This window comes from Nonomuraea pusilla (genome assembly GCF_900109355.1).
Taxonomy (GTDB): domain Bacteria; phylum Actinomycetota; class Actinomycetes; order Streptosporangiales; family Streptosporangiaceae; genus Nonomuraea; species Nonomuraea pusilla.
The window spans coordinates 157,000-171,413 of sequence record NZ_FOBF01000008.1 but is presented as its reverse complement, the minus strand read 5'-3'; the positions used below and the strand labels follow the sequence as shown (position 1 = coordinate 171,413).

At 72.3% G+C, this 14,414-nt stretch carries 14 protein-coding genes; 12 read left to right on the top strand and 2 right to left on the bottom strand.

All coding sequences use genetic code 11. The features are described from left to right. Window positions 1-21 precede the first annotated feature (21 nt). Window positions 22-510, top strand: a complete 489-nt coding sequence (locus BMX74_RS18845) for a DUF3291 domain-containing protein (RefSeq protein WP_176573356.1) — start codon at window positions 22-24, stop codon at window positions 508-510. Here BMX74_RS18845 and BMX74_RS18840 read toward each other — a convergent pair. Then, window positions 456-1,523, bottom strand: a complete 1,068-nt coding sequence (locus BMX74_RS18840) for a DUF3866 family protein (RefSeq protein WP_091101826.1) — start codon at window positions 1,521-1,523, stop codon at window positions 456-458. The two genes, BMX74_RS18845 and BMX74_RS18840, sit on opposite strands and share 55 nt — an antisense overlap. A gap of 38 nt (window positions 1,524-1,561) precedes the next feature. Between BMX74_RS18840 and BMX74_RS18835 the strand changes: the two genes are divergently transcribed. The 6 genes from BMX74_RS18835 to BMX74_RS18815 all read left to right on the top strand — a co-directional run bounded on the left by BMX74_RS18835 (window position 1,562) and on the right by BMX74_RS18815 (window position 5,845). Beyond that, window positions 1,562-2,512 (top strand): helix-turn-helix transcriptional regulator, encoded by a 951-nt coding sequence (locus BMX74_RS18835; protein WP_055501049.1) that lies wholly within the window; start codon window positions 1,562-1,564, stop codon window positions 2,510-2,512. After that, on the top strand, window positions 2,509-3,474 hold the full coding sequence (locus BMX74_RS18830; RefSeq protein ID WP_055501050.1) for a helix-turn-helix transcriptional regulator: 966 nt from the start codon (window positions 2,509-2,511) through the stop codon (window positions 3,472-3,474). The genes BMX74_RS18835 and BMX74_RS18830 overlap by 4 nt, the downstream gene beginning before the upstream one ends. Next, on the top strand, window positions 3,471-3,629 hold the full coding sequence (locus BMX74_RS44200; protein WP_176573249.1) for a hypothetical protein: 159 nt from the start codon (window positions 3,471-3,473) through the stop codon (window positions 3,627-3,629). The genes BMX74_RS18830 and BMX74_RS44200 overlap by 4 nt, the downstream gene beginning before the upstream one ends. A gap of 71 nt (window positions 3,630-3,700) precedes the next feature. Then, window positions 3,701-4,045, top strand: a complete 345-nt coding sequence (gene tatA / locus BMX74_RS18825) for a Sec-independent protein translocase subunit TatA (RefSeq protein WP_055501051.1) — start codon at window positions 3,701-3,703, stop codon at window positions 4,043-4,045. A gap of 34 nt (window positions 4,046-4,079) precedes the next feature. Beyond that, a complete protein-coding gene (gene tatC / locus BMX74_RS18820) occupies window positions 4,080-4,925 on the top strand; it encodes a twin-arginine translocase subunit TatC (RefSeq protein WP_055501052.1) in 846 nt (281 codons plus the stop codon). A 32-nt stretch (window positions 4,926-4,957) separates the two neighbouring features. Continuing rightward, entirely contained in the window at window positions 4,958-5,845 is an 888-nt protein-coding gene (locus BMX74_RS18815; protein ID WP_091101824.1) for a YegS/Rv2252/BmrU family lipid kinase, read from the top strand. Between the two features lie 49 nt (window positions 5,846-5,894). Here BMX74_RS18815 and BMX74_RS18810 read toward each other — a convergent pair whose 3' ends face one another. Then, the gene (locus tag BMX74_RS18810; protein WP_091101821.1) at window positions 5,895-7,388 is read right to left on the bottom strand and encodes an MFS transporter; all 1,494 of its coding nucleotides are present in this window, start codon (window positions 7,386-7,388) and stop codon (window positions 5,895-5,897) included. 54 nt (window positions 7,389-7,442) lie between these two features. On the opposite strand from BMX74_RS18810, the gene BMX74_RS18805 reads away from it, so the two are divergent. The 5 genes from BMX74_RS18805 to BMX74_RS44195 all read left to right on the top strand — a co-directional run bounded on the left by BMX74_RS18805 (window position 7,443) and on the right by BMX74_RS44195 (window position 14,315). Continuing rightward, window positions 7,443-8,072 (top strand): TetR/AcrR family transcriptional regulator, encoded by a 630-nt coding sequence (locus BMX74_RS18805; protein WP_063791932.1) that lies wholly within the window; start codon window positions 7,443-7,445, stop codon window positions 8,070-8,072. Between the two features lie 40 nt (window positions 8,073-8,112). Beyond that, a complete protein-coding gene (locus BMX74_RS18800) occupies window positions 8,113-10,836 on the top strand; it encodes a DEAD/DEAH box helicase (protein ID WP_055501056.1) in 2,724 nt (907 codons plus the stop codon). Window positions 10,837-11,325: 489 nt separating this feature from the next. After that, window positions 11,326-13,176: an ABC transporter ATP-binding protein gene (locus BMX74_RS18795; RefSeq protein WP_091101819.1), complete on the top strand. Its 1,851-nt coding sequence runs from the start codon at window positions 11,326-11,328 to the stop codon at window positions 13,174-13,176. 237 nt (window positions 13,177-13,413) lie between these two features. After that, complete coding sequence (locus BMX74_RS18790) at window positions 13,414-13,971, top strand: TetR/AcrR family transcriptional regulator (RefSeq protein ID WP_091101817.1); 558 nt, start codon at window positions 13,414-13,416, stop codon at window positions 13,969-13,971. Window positions 13,972-14,144: 173 nt separating this feature from the next. Beyond that, window positions 14,145-14,315: a hypothetical protein gene (locus tag BMX74_RS44195; RefSeq protein WP_091101815.1), complete on the top strand. Its 171-nt coding sequence runs from the start codon at window positions 14,145-14,147 to the stop codon at window positions 14,313-14,315. Window positions 14,316-14,414: the final 99 nt, after the last annotated feature.

The window sequence follows — 14,414 nt, the reverse complement described above, 5'->3', positions numbered from 1 at the left end:
AGAAGTGGCGAGGGTGGTGTGCTGACTCCCATGCATCTCGCCCAGCTCAACGTCGCGCACCTGCGCGCCCCCATCGACTCCGCCGAGCTCGCCGAGTTCGTCGCCCTGCTGGAGCCCGTCAACGCCGTCGCCGACCGGGCGCCCGGCTTCGTCTGGCGGCTGAAGGAGAGCGACGACGACCCCACCCTCACCCTCAGCCACGGCTACGGCGACCACCTGCTGCTCAACTTCTCCGTCTGGGACTCCGTCGAGAGCCTGTGGAACTTCACCTACCGCAGCGAGCACCTGCCGGTGCTGCGCCGCCGCAGGGAGTGGTTCCTGCGCATGGCGGAGCCGACCACGGTCATGTGGTGGATCCCCGAAGGGGTGATCCCGACCCTGGCCGAGGGGATGGAACGGCTCGGACGCCTCAAGGCCGATGGTCCCGGCCCCGAGGCGTTCACGTTCAGGGACCCCTACGACAGCAGCGAGGCGGCCAGCCTGCCGGCAGCCGCCGACGTCAGGAAGTAGGCGAGGTCCTCCTCCAGGCCCCTGCCCATGGTCGACAGCCGCACCGGCGCCGCGCGCAGCGCCTCGTGCAGGCCGTCGAGCGTCACCGGCACCAGCCGGTGACGCACCGCGAGCAGCTCGGACTGGTCGCGCACCCGCTCGCCGAACTCGCCCGGCAGCATCGGCACCGCCACGTCGGCGGGGGCGAGCGCCACCCGGCCGTAGGCGGTCAGCGAGTGGTGCGACACCCCGAGGTGCCGCTCACGGCCGTCGCCCTCGCTGACCCGCAGCGCCGCCACCGGGCGCCCGCGCAGCACGGCGGCCGCGTTGACCGCCTCGCCCGCCGACACGCCGGAGAAGCCCCAGCGCGTGCCCGTGCCCAGGTTCCCCGGCCCCTGGGCCACGACGGCCACCTCGGCCCCCAGGACGTGCCTGGCGGCCAGCAGGCCCGTGTGCGTGGTCACCGCCTCCACGTCGCCGCCGAACGCCTGGCCGACCGTCACCACCCCGGCCAGCCAGCCGATCTCGCGCAGCGTGGCCGCCGCCATCGAGAACCAGGCGGGCAGCGCCCCGCCGTCGAGCATCACGTACGCCACCCTCGTGCCGGGCCTGGAGGCGTACAGGCCGCACAGGATCGGCGGCAGCGCCGAGTGCAGGTCGGCCACCACCACGGGCATGCCGTCGAGCGAGTCGGCCTCGCGCAGGACCTCGTGGTGGGGGGAGTCCTGCTCGTCCGCGCCCAGCACCGTGGCCTGCAACGGCGTGTAGCGGGCCTTCACCAGATGGCCCGGACCGTGTGGATCTTCCGGCAAACGGTTCGGGACGGCCACCACCATGGCGTAACCTCCCGTACCGAGACCCATCGCGAGCGCGGTCGTGTTGAGCAGCACCTCGTCACCGGGTTCCGGGCGGCCCACCAACAGCGGGTACGCCAGCGCCCGGCACTCACCCTCGGGGACGGCGACGTCCAGCTCCACCGCTCCCGTCCACTCGCGTCGGATCCGTAGAACCTCGCCCTTGCGCCATCTGATCACGGGGGCAGGGTAGCGTCGCTGAAGGAGGAGTGAGGCAGATGTCGCGCCGGAAGACCGAACGGCTGCTCAATCTGGTGATCTGCCTGCTCGCCACCCGGCGCCCGCTGTCGGCCGAGCAGATCCGCCAGGCCGTCCCCGGCTACGACCGCGACGGCGACGAGGCGTTCCAGCGCATGTTCGAGCGCGACAAGAACGAGCTGCGCGAGCTGGGCATCCCCATCGACGTCGTCCGCGACCCGTGGGAGGACGAGCCCGGCTACCGGATCGAGCGGGAGTCGTACGAGCTGCCGGAGATCACGCTGGAGGCCGACGAGGCCGCCGTGCTCGGCCTGGCGGCGCAGGTGTGGCAGCGGGCGAGCCTGGCCGAGGCCGCGTCGGGCGCGCTGCTGAAGCTGCGCGCGGGCGGGGTCGACACCGACGAGCCGGTCGGGGCGGGCGCGCTGGAGCTGCGCGTCGACACCCGTGACCCGGCCTTCCCGGCCCTGTGGGACGCCGTGCGCGACCGGCGGGTCGTCCGCTTCGACTACCGGGGCGCGGGCAGCGAGAGCGTCCGCACGCGCACGGTGGAGCCCTGGGGCGTGGTCTCCCGCCGGGGCCGCTGGTACCTCGCCGGGTACGACCGCGACCGCGAGGCGCCGCGCGCGTTCCGCCTGAGCCGCGTCGCCGGGCCCGTCACCCCGGTGGGCAGGCCCGGGGTGGTGCGGGTGCCGGGCGGGGTGGACCTGCGGGAGATGGTGGGCTTCCCCGAGGAGCCCGCCGAGGAGCGGGTGGCGCTGATCCGGGTGCGCCGCGGCGCCTGCCAGGGCCTGCGCCAGCTCGCCGGGGCCGTCCGCGAGGGGCGCGACGGCTGGGACGAGGCCGAACTGGCCTTCACCGACTCCGAACGGCTGGCCGGCTGGATGGCCAGCCTCGGCGCCGACGTCGAGGTGGTCGAGCCGCCCGACGCCCGCGACGCCGTGATCCGCCGACTGAAGGGGGCGCTGTCATGAGCGGGTCCGCCGACCGCCTGCCCAGGCTGCTCGCGCTGGTGCCGTACCTGATGTCCCACCCGGGGGCGCAGGTCGGCGAGGTGGCCGAGGTGTTCGGGCTCACCGAGAAGCAGCTCATCGACGACCTGCAGCTCGTGTGGATGTGCGGGCTGCCCGGCCACACCCCCGGCGACCTCATCGACGTCTCCTGGGACGGCGGCGAGATCATCATCGACAACGCCGACACGATCGCCAGGCCGCTGCGGCTCGGCATCGACGAGGCCAGCGCCCTGCTGGTCGCGCTGCGCACCCTGGCCGCCACGCCCGAGCTGGCCGAGGTGCCGGGCGACGCGCTGCCGCGCGTCATGGCGAAGCTGGAGCGGGCCGCGGGCGAGGCCGCCGCCGCGGTGAGCAGCCAGGTCGCCGTGGACGTCGACGCCGCCCCCGACGCGCTGCCGCGGGTGCGCGACGCGCTGACCCGGCGGCGCAGGCTGTCGCTGCGGTACTACGTGCCCGGACGCGACGAGGTGACGCCGCGCGAGGTCGACCCGATGCGCGTGGTCGTGGTCGACGGCCGCACCTACCTGGAGGGGTGGTGTTACAGGGCCGAGGCGATGCGGCTGTTCAGGCTCGACAGGGTGCTCGGCGTGGACGTCCTGGACGTGCCCGCAGACCCGCCCGCCGAGGCCGAGCCGATCGACGTCACCCAGGGGGTCTTCCGTCCCTCGCCCACCGACGAGCTGGTCGAGCTGGAGGTCACGCCCGCGGGCCGCTGGGTGGCCGAGTACTACCCGTGCGAGCGCGTCACCGAGCTGGGCGAGGGGCGCCTGCGGGTGGCGCTGCGCGCCCGCGACGAGGACTGGATCGTCAAGCTGGCGCTGCGCCTGGGCGAGACCGGCAGGGTCGTCGCGCCGCCCGCGATGGCCGAGACCGTGCGCGGGGAGGCCGAGCGGGCCCTCGCGCTGTACGCTCACCAGTCATGACGTGGATCCTGGTGTCCGTCGCCCTGGGGGTGGCCGGGCTGGCCGTGCTGGCCGTCGCGGGTGTCCGGGTCGTCGCCGCGGCACGTACCCTGAGGAAGGAAGTCGCCGCGGCGCAAGCCAGACTTAAGCTGCGAACGACTGATTCGTCACCCTAGGGGGATGAGACCGGACCCCTGGCGGCGTACCATCGTGCCTGACAGAGGCACTCGCTCACGAAGGACGTTCCATGTCGCAACTCGGAGTCCCCGAACTTCTGATCATCGCAGGCGTGCTCGTCCTGCTGTTCGGCGCGAAGAAGCTTCCGGAGATGGCCCGCGGCGTCGGCCGGTCGCTGCGCATCTTCAAGTCGGAGACCGCCAAGCTGCGTGACGATGACGACGACGCGCCGGTCGTTCAGGCCCAGGCGCAGCCCGTGGCCCAGCCCCAGGCGCAGCCGCAGCCCCAGCCCGTGGCGCAGCCGCAGATCCAGCCCGCCGCGCCCGCGGTGTCCCTGGAGGAGCAGGCCCGCCAGCTCGAGGAGCAGGCCGCCAAGCTGCGCGCCGCCGCCGGTCAGAGCGACAAGCGCGCCTGATCCCCCGCCTCACGTCACCGGACTGGACTACTAGATGGCGCTGCTCAAACGGTCGAGCCAGGACCGCGATCCCGAGGGCCGCATGCCCCTCATGGAGCACCTGCGCGAGCTTCGCAACAGGCTGCTCATCGCGACGATCGCGGTGGTCGTGGGCATCATCATCGGCTGGATCTTCTTCGATCCGGTGTGGTCCTTCATCAAGGAGCCGTTCTGCGCCACGCCGCAGGCCCACCAGCTCCGCTCGGGTGAGTGCACGCTGACCTACGGCGGCATCTTCCAGTCCTTCTTCCTGACCCTGAAGGTCTCCGCTCTGGTCGGCGTGGTCGTGTCGTCGCCCGTCTGGCTGTACCAGATCTGGGCGTTCGTCACCCCCGCGCTCTACCGCAACGAGAAGCGCTACTCGGTCGCCTTCCTCGCGATCGCGATCCCCCTGTTCCTGATCGGCGCCCTGCTGGCGTACTACATCATGGACACCAGCCTGGCCATCCTGCTGGGGTTCGCGCCGAGCGACACCGTGGCCGTGATCCAGATCGACGAGTACGTCAGCTACGTGCTCATCATGCTGGTGATCTTCGGTGTGTCGTTCGAGCTGCCCCTGCTGCTGGTGTTCCTCAACGTGGTCGGCGTGCTGTCGCACGCCACGGTCAAGAAACACCGCCGCACGGTCGTCTTCCTGATGTTCGTGTTCGGCGCGGTCATCACGCCCGGCGGCGACCCGATCACCATGATGGCGCTGGCCATGCCGATGATCATCCTGTACTTCGCGGCCGAGCTGTTCATGTTCCTCAGGGAACGCAGGGCGCCGGCGGGCGAGGACTTCTCCCACCTGTCCGACGACGAGGCGTCGCCGCTGCAGGAGGATTCCGGTCCGGAGCGATAGGCGATCCGTGCGATAGGCGATAAGTTCCGGGCGTGCCCCCTCACTTCGCCCTGCTCGTGAACCCGGCCGCCCGCGGCGGCCGCACCCTGCCGCTGCTCGAACCCGTCGCCCGCCGCCTGCGCGCGGGCGGGGCCGAACTGACGGTCGTCATCGGCGACGACGCCGCCGACGCGCTGGAGCGCGCCTGCGCCGTTGTGGCGGAACGCCCCGACGCGCTGGTCGCCTTCGGCGGCGACGGGCTCGTCCACCTGGCCGTGCAGGCCGTGGCGGGCACCGACGTGCCGCTCGGCATCATCCCCATGGGCACCGGCAACGACATCGCCTCCGCGCTCGGCGTGCCGCGCGGGGACCCTCTCGCCGCCGCCAGAACCGTCCTGCGCATGCGCTCCCGCCTCGTCGACGCGGCCCTGGTGCGGGCGGGGGACTCGGAGGAGCTGTTCGCCGGGGTGGTGGCCTGCGGGTTCGACTCCCGCGTGAACGAACGGGCCAACCGGCTCACCTGGCCGCCCGGCATGGCGAAGTACCTGGTGGCCCTGGTGGAGGAACTGCGGCGCTTCCGCCCGATCCCGTTCCGCGTCACCCTCGACGGCGGCGAGGTGATCGAGCGGGAGGCGATGCTCGTGGCGGTGGCCAACACCCGCTCGTACGGAGCCGGCATGCGGGTGTGCCCCGACGCCAGCCCCGACGACGGGCTGCTCGACGTGATGATGCTGGACGTGGTGTCGAAGGCGGAGTTCCTGCGGGTGTTCCCCAGCGTGTACCGGGGGACGCACGCGGCGCACCCGGCGGTGTCGATCCGGCGGGCGCGCAGCGTCCGGCTGGAGGCGGGCGACGCGGTGGCGTACGCCGACGGGGAACGCGTCGGCCCGGTGCCGGTCACCTGCGAGATCCGTCCGGGCGCGCTGCGCGTCATCGCCTGACGGCGCGCCGCCCGTCGCCCCGGCCTCGCGGGCCTGAGCCGGGGCGGGCTCAGGCGGGCACCCGCACAGGCGGCGGCGGTTCGGCGGCGGCCTCGGGGGTGCGCAGCAGCACGGCCAGCAGGAGCGCCAGGCCCATCACCGCGGCGCCCGTGACGAAGACGGCGTCCACGCCCGACACCAGGGCGTCCACCAGCCGCTGCCGCAGGCCGGGCGCCAGGTCGCCCGCCCTGCTCAGGTCGCCGGCCGTCACGCCGGGCGGCAGGCGGGCCTCGGTCACCCGGGTGAGCACGACGCCGAAGACGGCCGTGCCGAGCGCCGAGCCGAGCACCTGGACGAACCGTACGGCGGTGGTGGCGACGCCCAGCCGCTCGGGCGGCGCCGCGTTCTGCACCAGCATGATCACGATGCCGAGCACCAGCCCGAGGCCCGCTCCCAGCAGGAGCAGATCGAGCCGGAGCGTCCAGGGCGAGGTGCCGGACCGCAGCAGGCCCATCAGCGCCATCGCCCCCGCCATCAGGGCGGTGCCCGCCACGAGGAACGGCTTCGGCGCCGCGCCCCGGGCGATGAGCACGCCGGAGACGGCGCCGGAGAGCACCATGCCGGCCGCCATCGGCACCAGGTACAGGCCCGACTCGGTGGCCGCGATCCCGAGCGCGGCCTGCAGGTAGATGACGGTGTAGAGCAGCCCGCCCGCCATGCCGAACCCGGTGAGGAACTGCAGGGGCAGCGCCACGCGCAGCGTCGGGTCGCGGAACAGGGTGAGCGGCATGACCGGTTCGGCGGCGGTGAGCTGACGGACCGCGAACGCGGCGAACAGCAGGACGTCCAGCGCGACGAGGCCCAGCATGACGGGGGAGCCCCAGGCGTACGTGCCGCCGCCCCACTCCACGACGAGGAGCAGCAGCACGGACGCGGCGGCGACCAGGGCCGCCCCCGGGTAGTCGATGCCGGGCCGGTCGGGGGGCCGCCGCCCGCCGTCGTCCAGCCTGATGACGAGGGCGGCGGAGACGAGCACGAGCAGCCCGGCGGGCAGGTTGACGAGGAAGATCCATCGCCAGCCGGCGTGGTCGGTGAAGGCGCCGCCGAGCAGCGGCCCCGCGACCAGGCCGAGCCCGGCGAGCAGGCCGCCCGCGCCGCCGGCTGCGGCGCGCTGCCTGGGCGGGGTGAGGTGGGCGGCCACGACGAGCGTGACGCTCATGAGGCCGCCGCCGCCGAGCCCCTGCAGGGAGCGGGCGGCGATCAGCTGAGCCATGTCCTGCGCCAGGCCGCACAGCGCGGAACCGGCCAGGAAGGCGCCCAGCGCGCCCAGGTAGACGCGCTTGGCGCCGTGGACGTCGCACAGCTTGCCGTACAGGGGGAGCGCGGCGGTGGCGGCCAGCGCGTACGCGGAGACGAGCCACGGCAGGCGTTCCAGGCCGTGGACGGGGTCGAGGTCGCGGACGATCGCCCAGGAGGCGGTCGAGACGATGTTCTGGTCGAGGACGGCCAGGACGAGCGTGACGAGCACGCCCAGCATGGCGATCGCTCTCTGCCGTTGCGTCATGAGTTTAGACTGAGTCAAAATTTATACCGAGTCAAACTCGATAGGGTGAGGAGCGTGCGTGAGGGGTTGCGGGAGCGCAAGAAACGGGAGACCAGGCAGGCGATCCACCTGGCCGCCATGGAGCTGTTCGCCCAGCGCGGATTCGACGGCGTGTCCGTGCTGGAGATCGCCGAACGGGCCGGCGTGTCCAAGATGACGGTCTTCAACTACTTCCCGACCAAGGAGGCGATCGTCCTCATCCCGCTGGAGGAGGACTTCGGCGACGTCGCGCAGCTCGTCCGCGGCAGGCGGCCGGGAGAGTCGCTGGTCGAGGGCGCCCGCCGCGACTTCCTCGACCGGCTGGCCCGCCACGCCCCCGAGACCGGCCTCGACGACAGCCCCTACTACCGCTCGCTGCTGCGGCTCGTGCGCGACACGCCCTCGCTGGCCGCGCGGGTGCTGATGCTGCACGTCCAGACCGAGGCCGCCATCGCCGCCGCCATCGAGGAGGAGCGCCCCGGCGACCCGTACGCGCCGTTCGCGGCCGGGCAACTGTACGCGCTCCTGCGCACCCTGCAGACGCAGAACACCCGCAGGATCTACCTGGGGCAGAGCGCCGAGGAGGCGTACCCCGAGGCGGTGGCCGCCGCCCGCACCGGATTCGATCTCCTGGAGTCCGGCCTGCACGGCTATCTCGCGCCCTAGCCCGGACCGACCGGAATGGTGATTTCGGTAGGCTGACGGTATGACAACGCCAGCGGAACGCTACGCGGCCTTCCGTCAGAAGTACGGTGACGACGGCGCCGCCCTGAGATCGTTCCGAGGTCTGTACGAGTTCCCGCTGGACGACTTCCAGGCCGACGCCTGCCGCGCGCTGGAGGCGGGCGACGGCGTCCTCGTGGCGGCCCCCACCGGCTCGGGCAAGACGGTCGTCGGCGAGTTCGCCGTGCACCTGGCCCTGGAGCAGGGGCGCAAGTGCTTCTACACCACCCCGATCAAGGCGTTGTCCAACCAGAAGTACAACGACCTGGTCAAACGCTACGGCACCGCCAAGGTCGGCCTGCTCACCGGCGACAACAGCGTCAACGGCGAGGCCCCCATCGTGGTCATGACCACCGAGGTGCTGCGCAACATGCTCTACGCCGGGTCGGCCACGCTGGCCGGGCTCGGCTTCGCCGTCATGGACGAGGTCCACTACCTGGCCGACCGCTTCCGCGGCGCCGTCTGGGAAGAGGTCATCATCCACCTGCCGGAGTCCGTCCGGCTGGTGGCGCTGTCGGCGACCGTCAGCAACGCCGAGGAGTTCGGCGAGTGGCTCGGCGAGGTGCGCGGAGACACCACGGTCATCGTCGACGAGCACCGCCCGGTGCCGCTGTGGCAGCACATGATGGTCGGCAACCGCATCTACGACCTGTTCATGAACGACGACCTGACGCCCCGCATCAACCCCACCCTGATGCGGGTCACGCGCGACGCCGAACGGCTCACGCAGGGCCGCGGCAGGCGCGGCTACGGCAGGCCGCAGCGCTCCAGGCCGCCCGACCGGGTGCAGGTCATCGAGAAGCTCGACGCCGAGGGCCTGCTGCCCGCGATCACGTTCATCTTCTCCCGCGCCGGCTGCGACGCGGCCGTCGCCCAGTGCCTCTACTCCGGCATCAGGCTCACCAGCGAGCGCGAGCGGCACGAGATCAGGCAGATCGTCGACGAGCGCACCTCGCACCTGCCCGACGAGGACCTCGCCGTGCTCGGCTACCTGGAGTGGCGCGAGGGCCTGGAGCGCGGTCTGGCCGCCCACCACGCCGGCATGCTGCCCGCGTTCAAGGAGGTCGTCGAGGAGCTGTTCACGCGCGGCCTGGTCAAGGCCGTGTTCGCCACCGAGACCCTCGCCCTCGGCATCAACATGCCGGCGCGCAGCGTGGTGATCGAGAAGCTCGACAAGTGGAACGGCGAGACCCACGCCGACCTGACGCCGGGGGAGTACACCCAGCTCACGGGGCGGGCCGGGCGGCGCGGCATCGACGTCGAGGGCCACGCCGTGGTGCTGTGGCAGCAGGGCATGGACCCCCTGTCGGTCGCGGGCCTCGCGGGCACCCGTACGTACCCTCTGCGCTCCAGCTTCCAGCCGTCGTACAACATGGCCGTCAACCTCGTCGGCCAGTTCGGCAGGGAGCGCGCCCGCACCCTGCTGGAGGAGTCGTTCGCGCAGTTCCAGGCCGACCGGGCCGTCGTCGGCCTGGCCAAGCAGCTGCGTAAGCACGAGGAGGCCCTGGAGGGCTACCAGGAGGCGATGACCTGCCACCTGGGCGACTTCTCCGAGTACGCCGCGCTGCGCCGCCGCCTGTCCGACCGGGAGGCCGAGCTGTCGAGGCAGCGGGGCGCCGCGCGGCGCGCCGCCGCCGTCAGGTCGCTGGAGGCGCTGCAGCCGGGCGACGTCATCCGCGTGCCGGGCGGGCGCAGGGCGGGCCTGGCCATCGTGCTCGACCCGGGCCGCAACCCGCGCGGCCAGGGCCCCAGCCCGCTCGTGCTGACCATCGGCAAGCAGGTCAAGAAGCTCGACCCGGCCGACTTCCCGGTGCCGGTCGAGCCGCTGGAGAAGCTGCGCATCCCCAAGAACTTCAACGCGCGCTCGCCCAAGGAGCGCGCCAACCTCGTCTCCAGCCTGCTGGCCAAGATCGGCGACCGTGACCTCGGCAAGCCGGTCAGGGCCCGCGACCACACCGTCGAGGACGACGAGGTCAACGAGCTGCGCAAGCAACTGCGCCGCCACCCCTGCCACGGCTGCGACGAGCGCGAGGACCACGCCCGCTGGGCCGAGCGCTACTACAAGCTGCTGCGCGAGACCGAGGGGCTGCGCCGCCGCGTCGAGAGCCGCTCGTACGTCATCTCGCGCACCTTCGACCGCATCTGCACCGTGCTGGAGCAGCTCGGCTACCTGCGGGGCGAGACCGTCACCGAGGAGGGCCGCAGGCTCGGCCGCCTCTACACCGAGCTCGACCTGCTCACCGCCGAGTGCCTGCGCGGCGGGCTGTGGGAGGACCTCGACCCCGCCGAGCTGGCCGCCTGCGTGTCGGCGCTGGTCTTCGAGTCGCGGGCGTCCGACGACGCCCGCAGGCCGAAGATCCCGGCGGGCCGCGCCCAGGACGCCCTGACCGCCATGATCCGGCTGTGGGGCGAGCTGGAGGGCATCGAGTCCGACCACGGGCTGTCCACGATCCGCGAGCCCGACCTCGGCTTCGCGTGGGCGGCGTTCCGCTGGACGAAGGGGCACAGCCTCGACGCCGTGCTGATGGACGGTGTGAACGGCAGCGAGCTGGCCGCCGGCGACTTCGTCCGATGGGTCAAGCAGCTGATGGACCTCCTCGGGCAGCTCGGCGCCGCCGCCCCCGAGGGCAGCAAGATCAGGCAGACCGCGAACAAGGCCATCGACGCGATGCGCCGCGGCGTGGTGGCGTACTCGTCCCTCTCCTGAGCCGGGGCGCCGCCTGTGGGCGGCGGCGGTGGTGTGCGGGCGTCCGAGAGCTACGGACGCCCGCTTTTTCCGTGTACGGCGGGTTTTCTGGCGTTCGCAGGGGCGGGGACGCGGCCGGTGAGAGGGGCGGCGAACCGCCTCTCCCGCGCATCTTCTGAACGTCTTCACGAGCCTGGCCCGTCCTTGCGCACCAGCATCACCAGTTTTGCTGGTTACCGCCTTGGTGCGCGGCTTACCTCACGTTTCTCCAGGTTTATATAACTCATCCATCTTTAAGCCGATTTTTCGCATGACTACGCTTATGTGGCTTTTATGTGATTAGCAGTCAAATGTCCTTTAATGGTGGTGATTATGGCGATTCGGCTGGGAATGAGTGCTAATGTCCAATTAGTGACACCGTCAAAGCACGGGAGGAACCATGGGTATCCAGAACGGATTCCAGTCCTGGGGTGGCTGCGGCTGGCGTCGCCGCTGGTGGGGCGGCGGAGGATGCGGCTGCCGCCGCTGGTGGGGCGGTGGCTGCGGTGGCCGCCGCTGGTGGGGCTGGTGGTGGTAGATCCACCCCAGGAGAGCCGGCGGCTCAGCCGCCGGCTCTCCCTTTCGCTCAGTGCCGAGAACGAGCGGGCCCTCGCACCGGCGGTCACGGTGCGGCGGACCTTCCGCGAGTTCTGGCCGGACACTCGCGGCCTGCGCCGGTTCTTCGTGGCCGGCGTGGTGCTCGCGATCCTTGCCGCGCTCTGCGAGGTGGCGGCGATCCGGTTGTTCGGCTACATCACCGACACGGTGCTGGCCACCCGGGATCTGTCCGCCTTCTGGTCCCCGGCCCTGCTGTGGCTGGGACTGGCCACGCTCGCCGGCCTGACGTCCTTCGTCGGCACGTACGTCACAGCGCTCGGAGCCGAACGGTTCCTGCTGGGGCTGCGTGACCGGGTCTTCGCCCACATCCAGACGCTGTCGCCTGATTTCACTGAGAACCGGCGCCTGGGCGACGTGATGGCGAGGCTCACCGACGACATCCAAGCGATCGAGCAACTCGTCGGATCAGGGCCGGTCAGGGCCCTGACCACGCTGGCCAGCGCCGTGTTCTTCGCCGGCGCGGCGCTCTTCCTGCGATGGGACCTCGCGTTGATCACCTTGGCGCTGGTCCCGGCGTTCCTGCTGGTCTCGAAGCTGTTCGCGGCCAGGTTCAGGAACGCGGCGGCACGGGAGCGCTTCAGCAACGGCGCGATGAACAGCGTCATCGAGGAGGGCCTGGCCAACCAGGCGCTCGTCCAGGCGTACAACCAGCAGCGGGCCGAGTCGGACCGGCTGCACGCCGAGGGTTCCTCGTGGCTGCGTGCCAACATGTCCCAGGCCTGGCTGTCCGGGCTGTACGGTCCGGCGGTCAAGGTCATCGAGACCGTCTGCCTGATCGTCATCCTGGGCGTCGGCGCCTGGGAGATCGCGGAAGGCCGCCTCACCCTCGGTGGCCTGCTCGCCTTCGCGGCGTACCTGGCGCTGCTCTACCCCGCCGTCCAGAACATCGGGGAGCTAGCGCTGAACGTGTCGGAGGCGGCGGCGGGCTCGGACCGCGTCATGGAGGTCCTGCAGGCCCGGCCGTCGGTGACGGACAGCCCCGACGCGGCGCCGCTCGTCTCGCGGGCGCGCGGGCGCGTGGAGTTCGAGAACGTCGGATTCCAGTACCCGGGCAGGCCGCGTCCCGTCCTGCGGGACGTGTCCTTCGTCGCCGAACCCGGCGACCTGCTGGTGGTGACCGGGCCGAGCGGCGCGGGCAAGTCGACGCTGGCCAAGCTGCTGCTGCGGTTCTACGACCCGGACCAGGGCGCGATCCTGCTGGACGGCGCCGACATCCGCACCCTGCGGCGGGACTCGCTGCGCGACGCGGTGACGGTGCTGCACCAGGAGACGCTGCTGTTCTCCGGCACCGTGCGCGAGAACATCGCCTACGGCCGTCCCGGCGCCTCGTCCGAGGACGTCGTCAGGGCGGCGGAGCTGGCGGGAGCGCACGAGTTCATCCTCAGGCTGCCCCAGGGTTACGACACGCCCGTCGGCCAGCGCGGCCGGCTGCTGTCGGGCGGCCAGCGGCAGCGCATCGGCATCGCGAGGGCCATCCTGCGCGACACGCCGGTGCTGGTGCTCGACGAGCCGATGACGGGCCTGGACGAGGTCACCGCGGCGCGGATCATGGAACCGATGCGCCGCCTCATGCACGGACGGACCACCATTCTCATCACGCACGATCTGCGGCACCTCCCCGAGGACGCCCGCGTGATCGCACTCGAGCCGGCCCGGGCCTCGGGCGGGCTGCGGCTCAAACGCCTCCCGGCTGCCCATATCTGAGCGGTGGGCACGCACTGGGGGGAGGGCTCCGGCACCGCCGGGGCCCTCTCCGCGTGCCCGCCACACCCGGGGCCTTCCCCGCGTGCCCGCCACGGCTGGATCCTCTCCGCGTGTCCGGCACGCCGGGGGCCTTCCCCGCATGTCCGCCACCTGGCCCTGGGCGGGGCTGTTGCGGGGCCTGTCCTCAGGCGTGTGCCCGGCATCGCCCGCTGCGGTAGGTGTGTGTAGGTTCCTCCCATGGGGGACGATCACTCCGCCGGCCGGCCGTTACGGGCCGACGCCCGGCGCAGCCGCGAGCGGGTGCTGCAGGTCGCCCAGGACGCCCTGGCGGGCGACGGCCTGGCCGTCCCGCTCGACGAGATCGCCCGCCGGGCCGGGTTCGGCCTCGGCATCGTGCACCGGCACTTCCCCACCGAGGAGGCGCTGGTCGAGGCCGTGCTCGTGGCGCGCGTCGAGCGCTTCGCCGCCGACGCGCGCGCCCTGGCGACCGCCGCCGCCCCCGGGGAGGCGTTCTTCGGCTGGTTCGCGCGCCTGGCCGGGCAGGCCGGGGCGCACCGGGCGCTCGGCGGCCTGCTGGAGGACGGGGACCATCCCGCGGCGCGCGACCTCGCCGCCGCCCTCGGGCCGCTCCTGGCCAGGGCGCAGCAGGCCGGCGCCGTACGGCGCGACCTCGGCCCCGACGACGTCCACGACCTGCTGCTCGGCTGCCTGGCCGCCGAACGCAGGGCCAGGGCGAGAGGCGGCGGCGGGCGCGCGGTCGCGGTGGTGTGCGCCGGGCTGCGACCGCCTGGCTGACCGCCCGGTCAAGGTACTGTCGTCACCTGTACACGTAACGTCACCTTCAGGGCAGTTTCCCGGTTGATCGGCGGGGATATCCCGATGTCGTACACATCCGCATCCCAGGACGCAGCCGCTGAGGCCCACCCCCGCGGATCCCGACGTCCGGCCGGCCCTCCTGGAGGTTGACCATGTTCGCCCTGATCGCCGCCGTGCTCTTCCTGCTCGCCCTCGTCTTCGACATCGCCGGCGTCGCGCTCGGCGGCGTCGTCACCGTGGGCACGCTCACCACCGCCGGGCTGCTCTGCGTCGCCCTCCACCTGATGGGCCTCGGCGCGTCCTGGAGCCCGCTCAAGCGCTGAACGTCTCCTCCCCGGGTCCGTCACGTCTCTCCGGACCCCTTCCGCGCACCCCTTCGCCGCCGCCCGCGAGCCGCGCCTCCCGGGGCTCGCGGACGGCCG

Coding starts and splice junctions, on each gene's coding strand:
- BMX74_RS18835 (WP_055501049.1), top strand. CDS start 1,562: ATGTCGCGCCGGAAGACCGAACGGCTGCTCAATCTGGTGATCTGCCTG.
- BMX74_RS18830 (WP_055501050.1), top strand. CDS start 2,509: ATGAGCGGGTCCGCCGACCGCCTGCCCAGGCTGCTCGCGCTGGTGCCG.
- BMX74_RS44200 (WP_176573249.1), top strand. CDS start 3,471: ATGACGTGGATCCTGGTGTCCGTCGCCCTGGGGGTGGCCGGGCTGGCC.
- tatA (WP_055501051.1), top strand. CDS start 3,701: ATGTCGCAACTCGGAGTCCCCGAACTTCTGATCATCGCAGGCGTGCTC.
- tatC (WP_055501052.1), top strand. CDS start 4,080: ATGGCGCTGCTCAAACGGTCGAGCCAGGACCGCGATCCCGAGGGCCGC.
- BMX74_RS18810 (WP_091101821.1), bottom strand. CDS start 7,388: ATGACGCAACGGCAGAGAGCGATCGCCATGCTGGGCGTGCTCGTCACG.
- BMX74_RS18800 (WP_055501056.1), top strand. CDS start 8,113: ATGACAACGCCAGCGGAACGCTACGCGGCCTTCCGTCAGAAGTACGGT.
- BMX74_RS18795 (WP_091101819.1), top strand. CDS start 11,326: ATGCGGCTGCCGCCGCTGGTGGGGCGGTGGCTGCGGTGGCCGCCGCTG.
- BMX74_RS18790 (WP_091101817.1), top strand. CDS start 13,414: ATGGGGGACGATCACTCCGCCGGCCGGCCGTTACGGGCCGACGCCCGG.
- BMX74_RS44195 (WP_091101815.1), top strand. CDS start 14,145: ATGTTCGCCCTGATCGCCGCCGTGCTCTTCCTGCTCGCCCTCGTCTTC.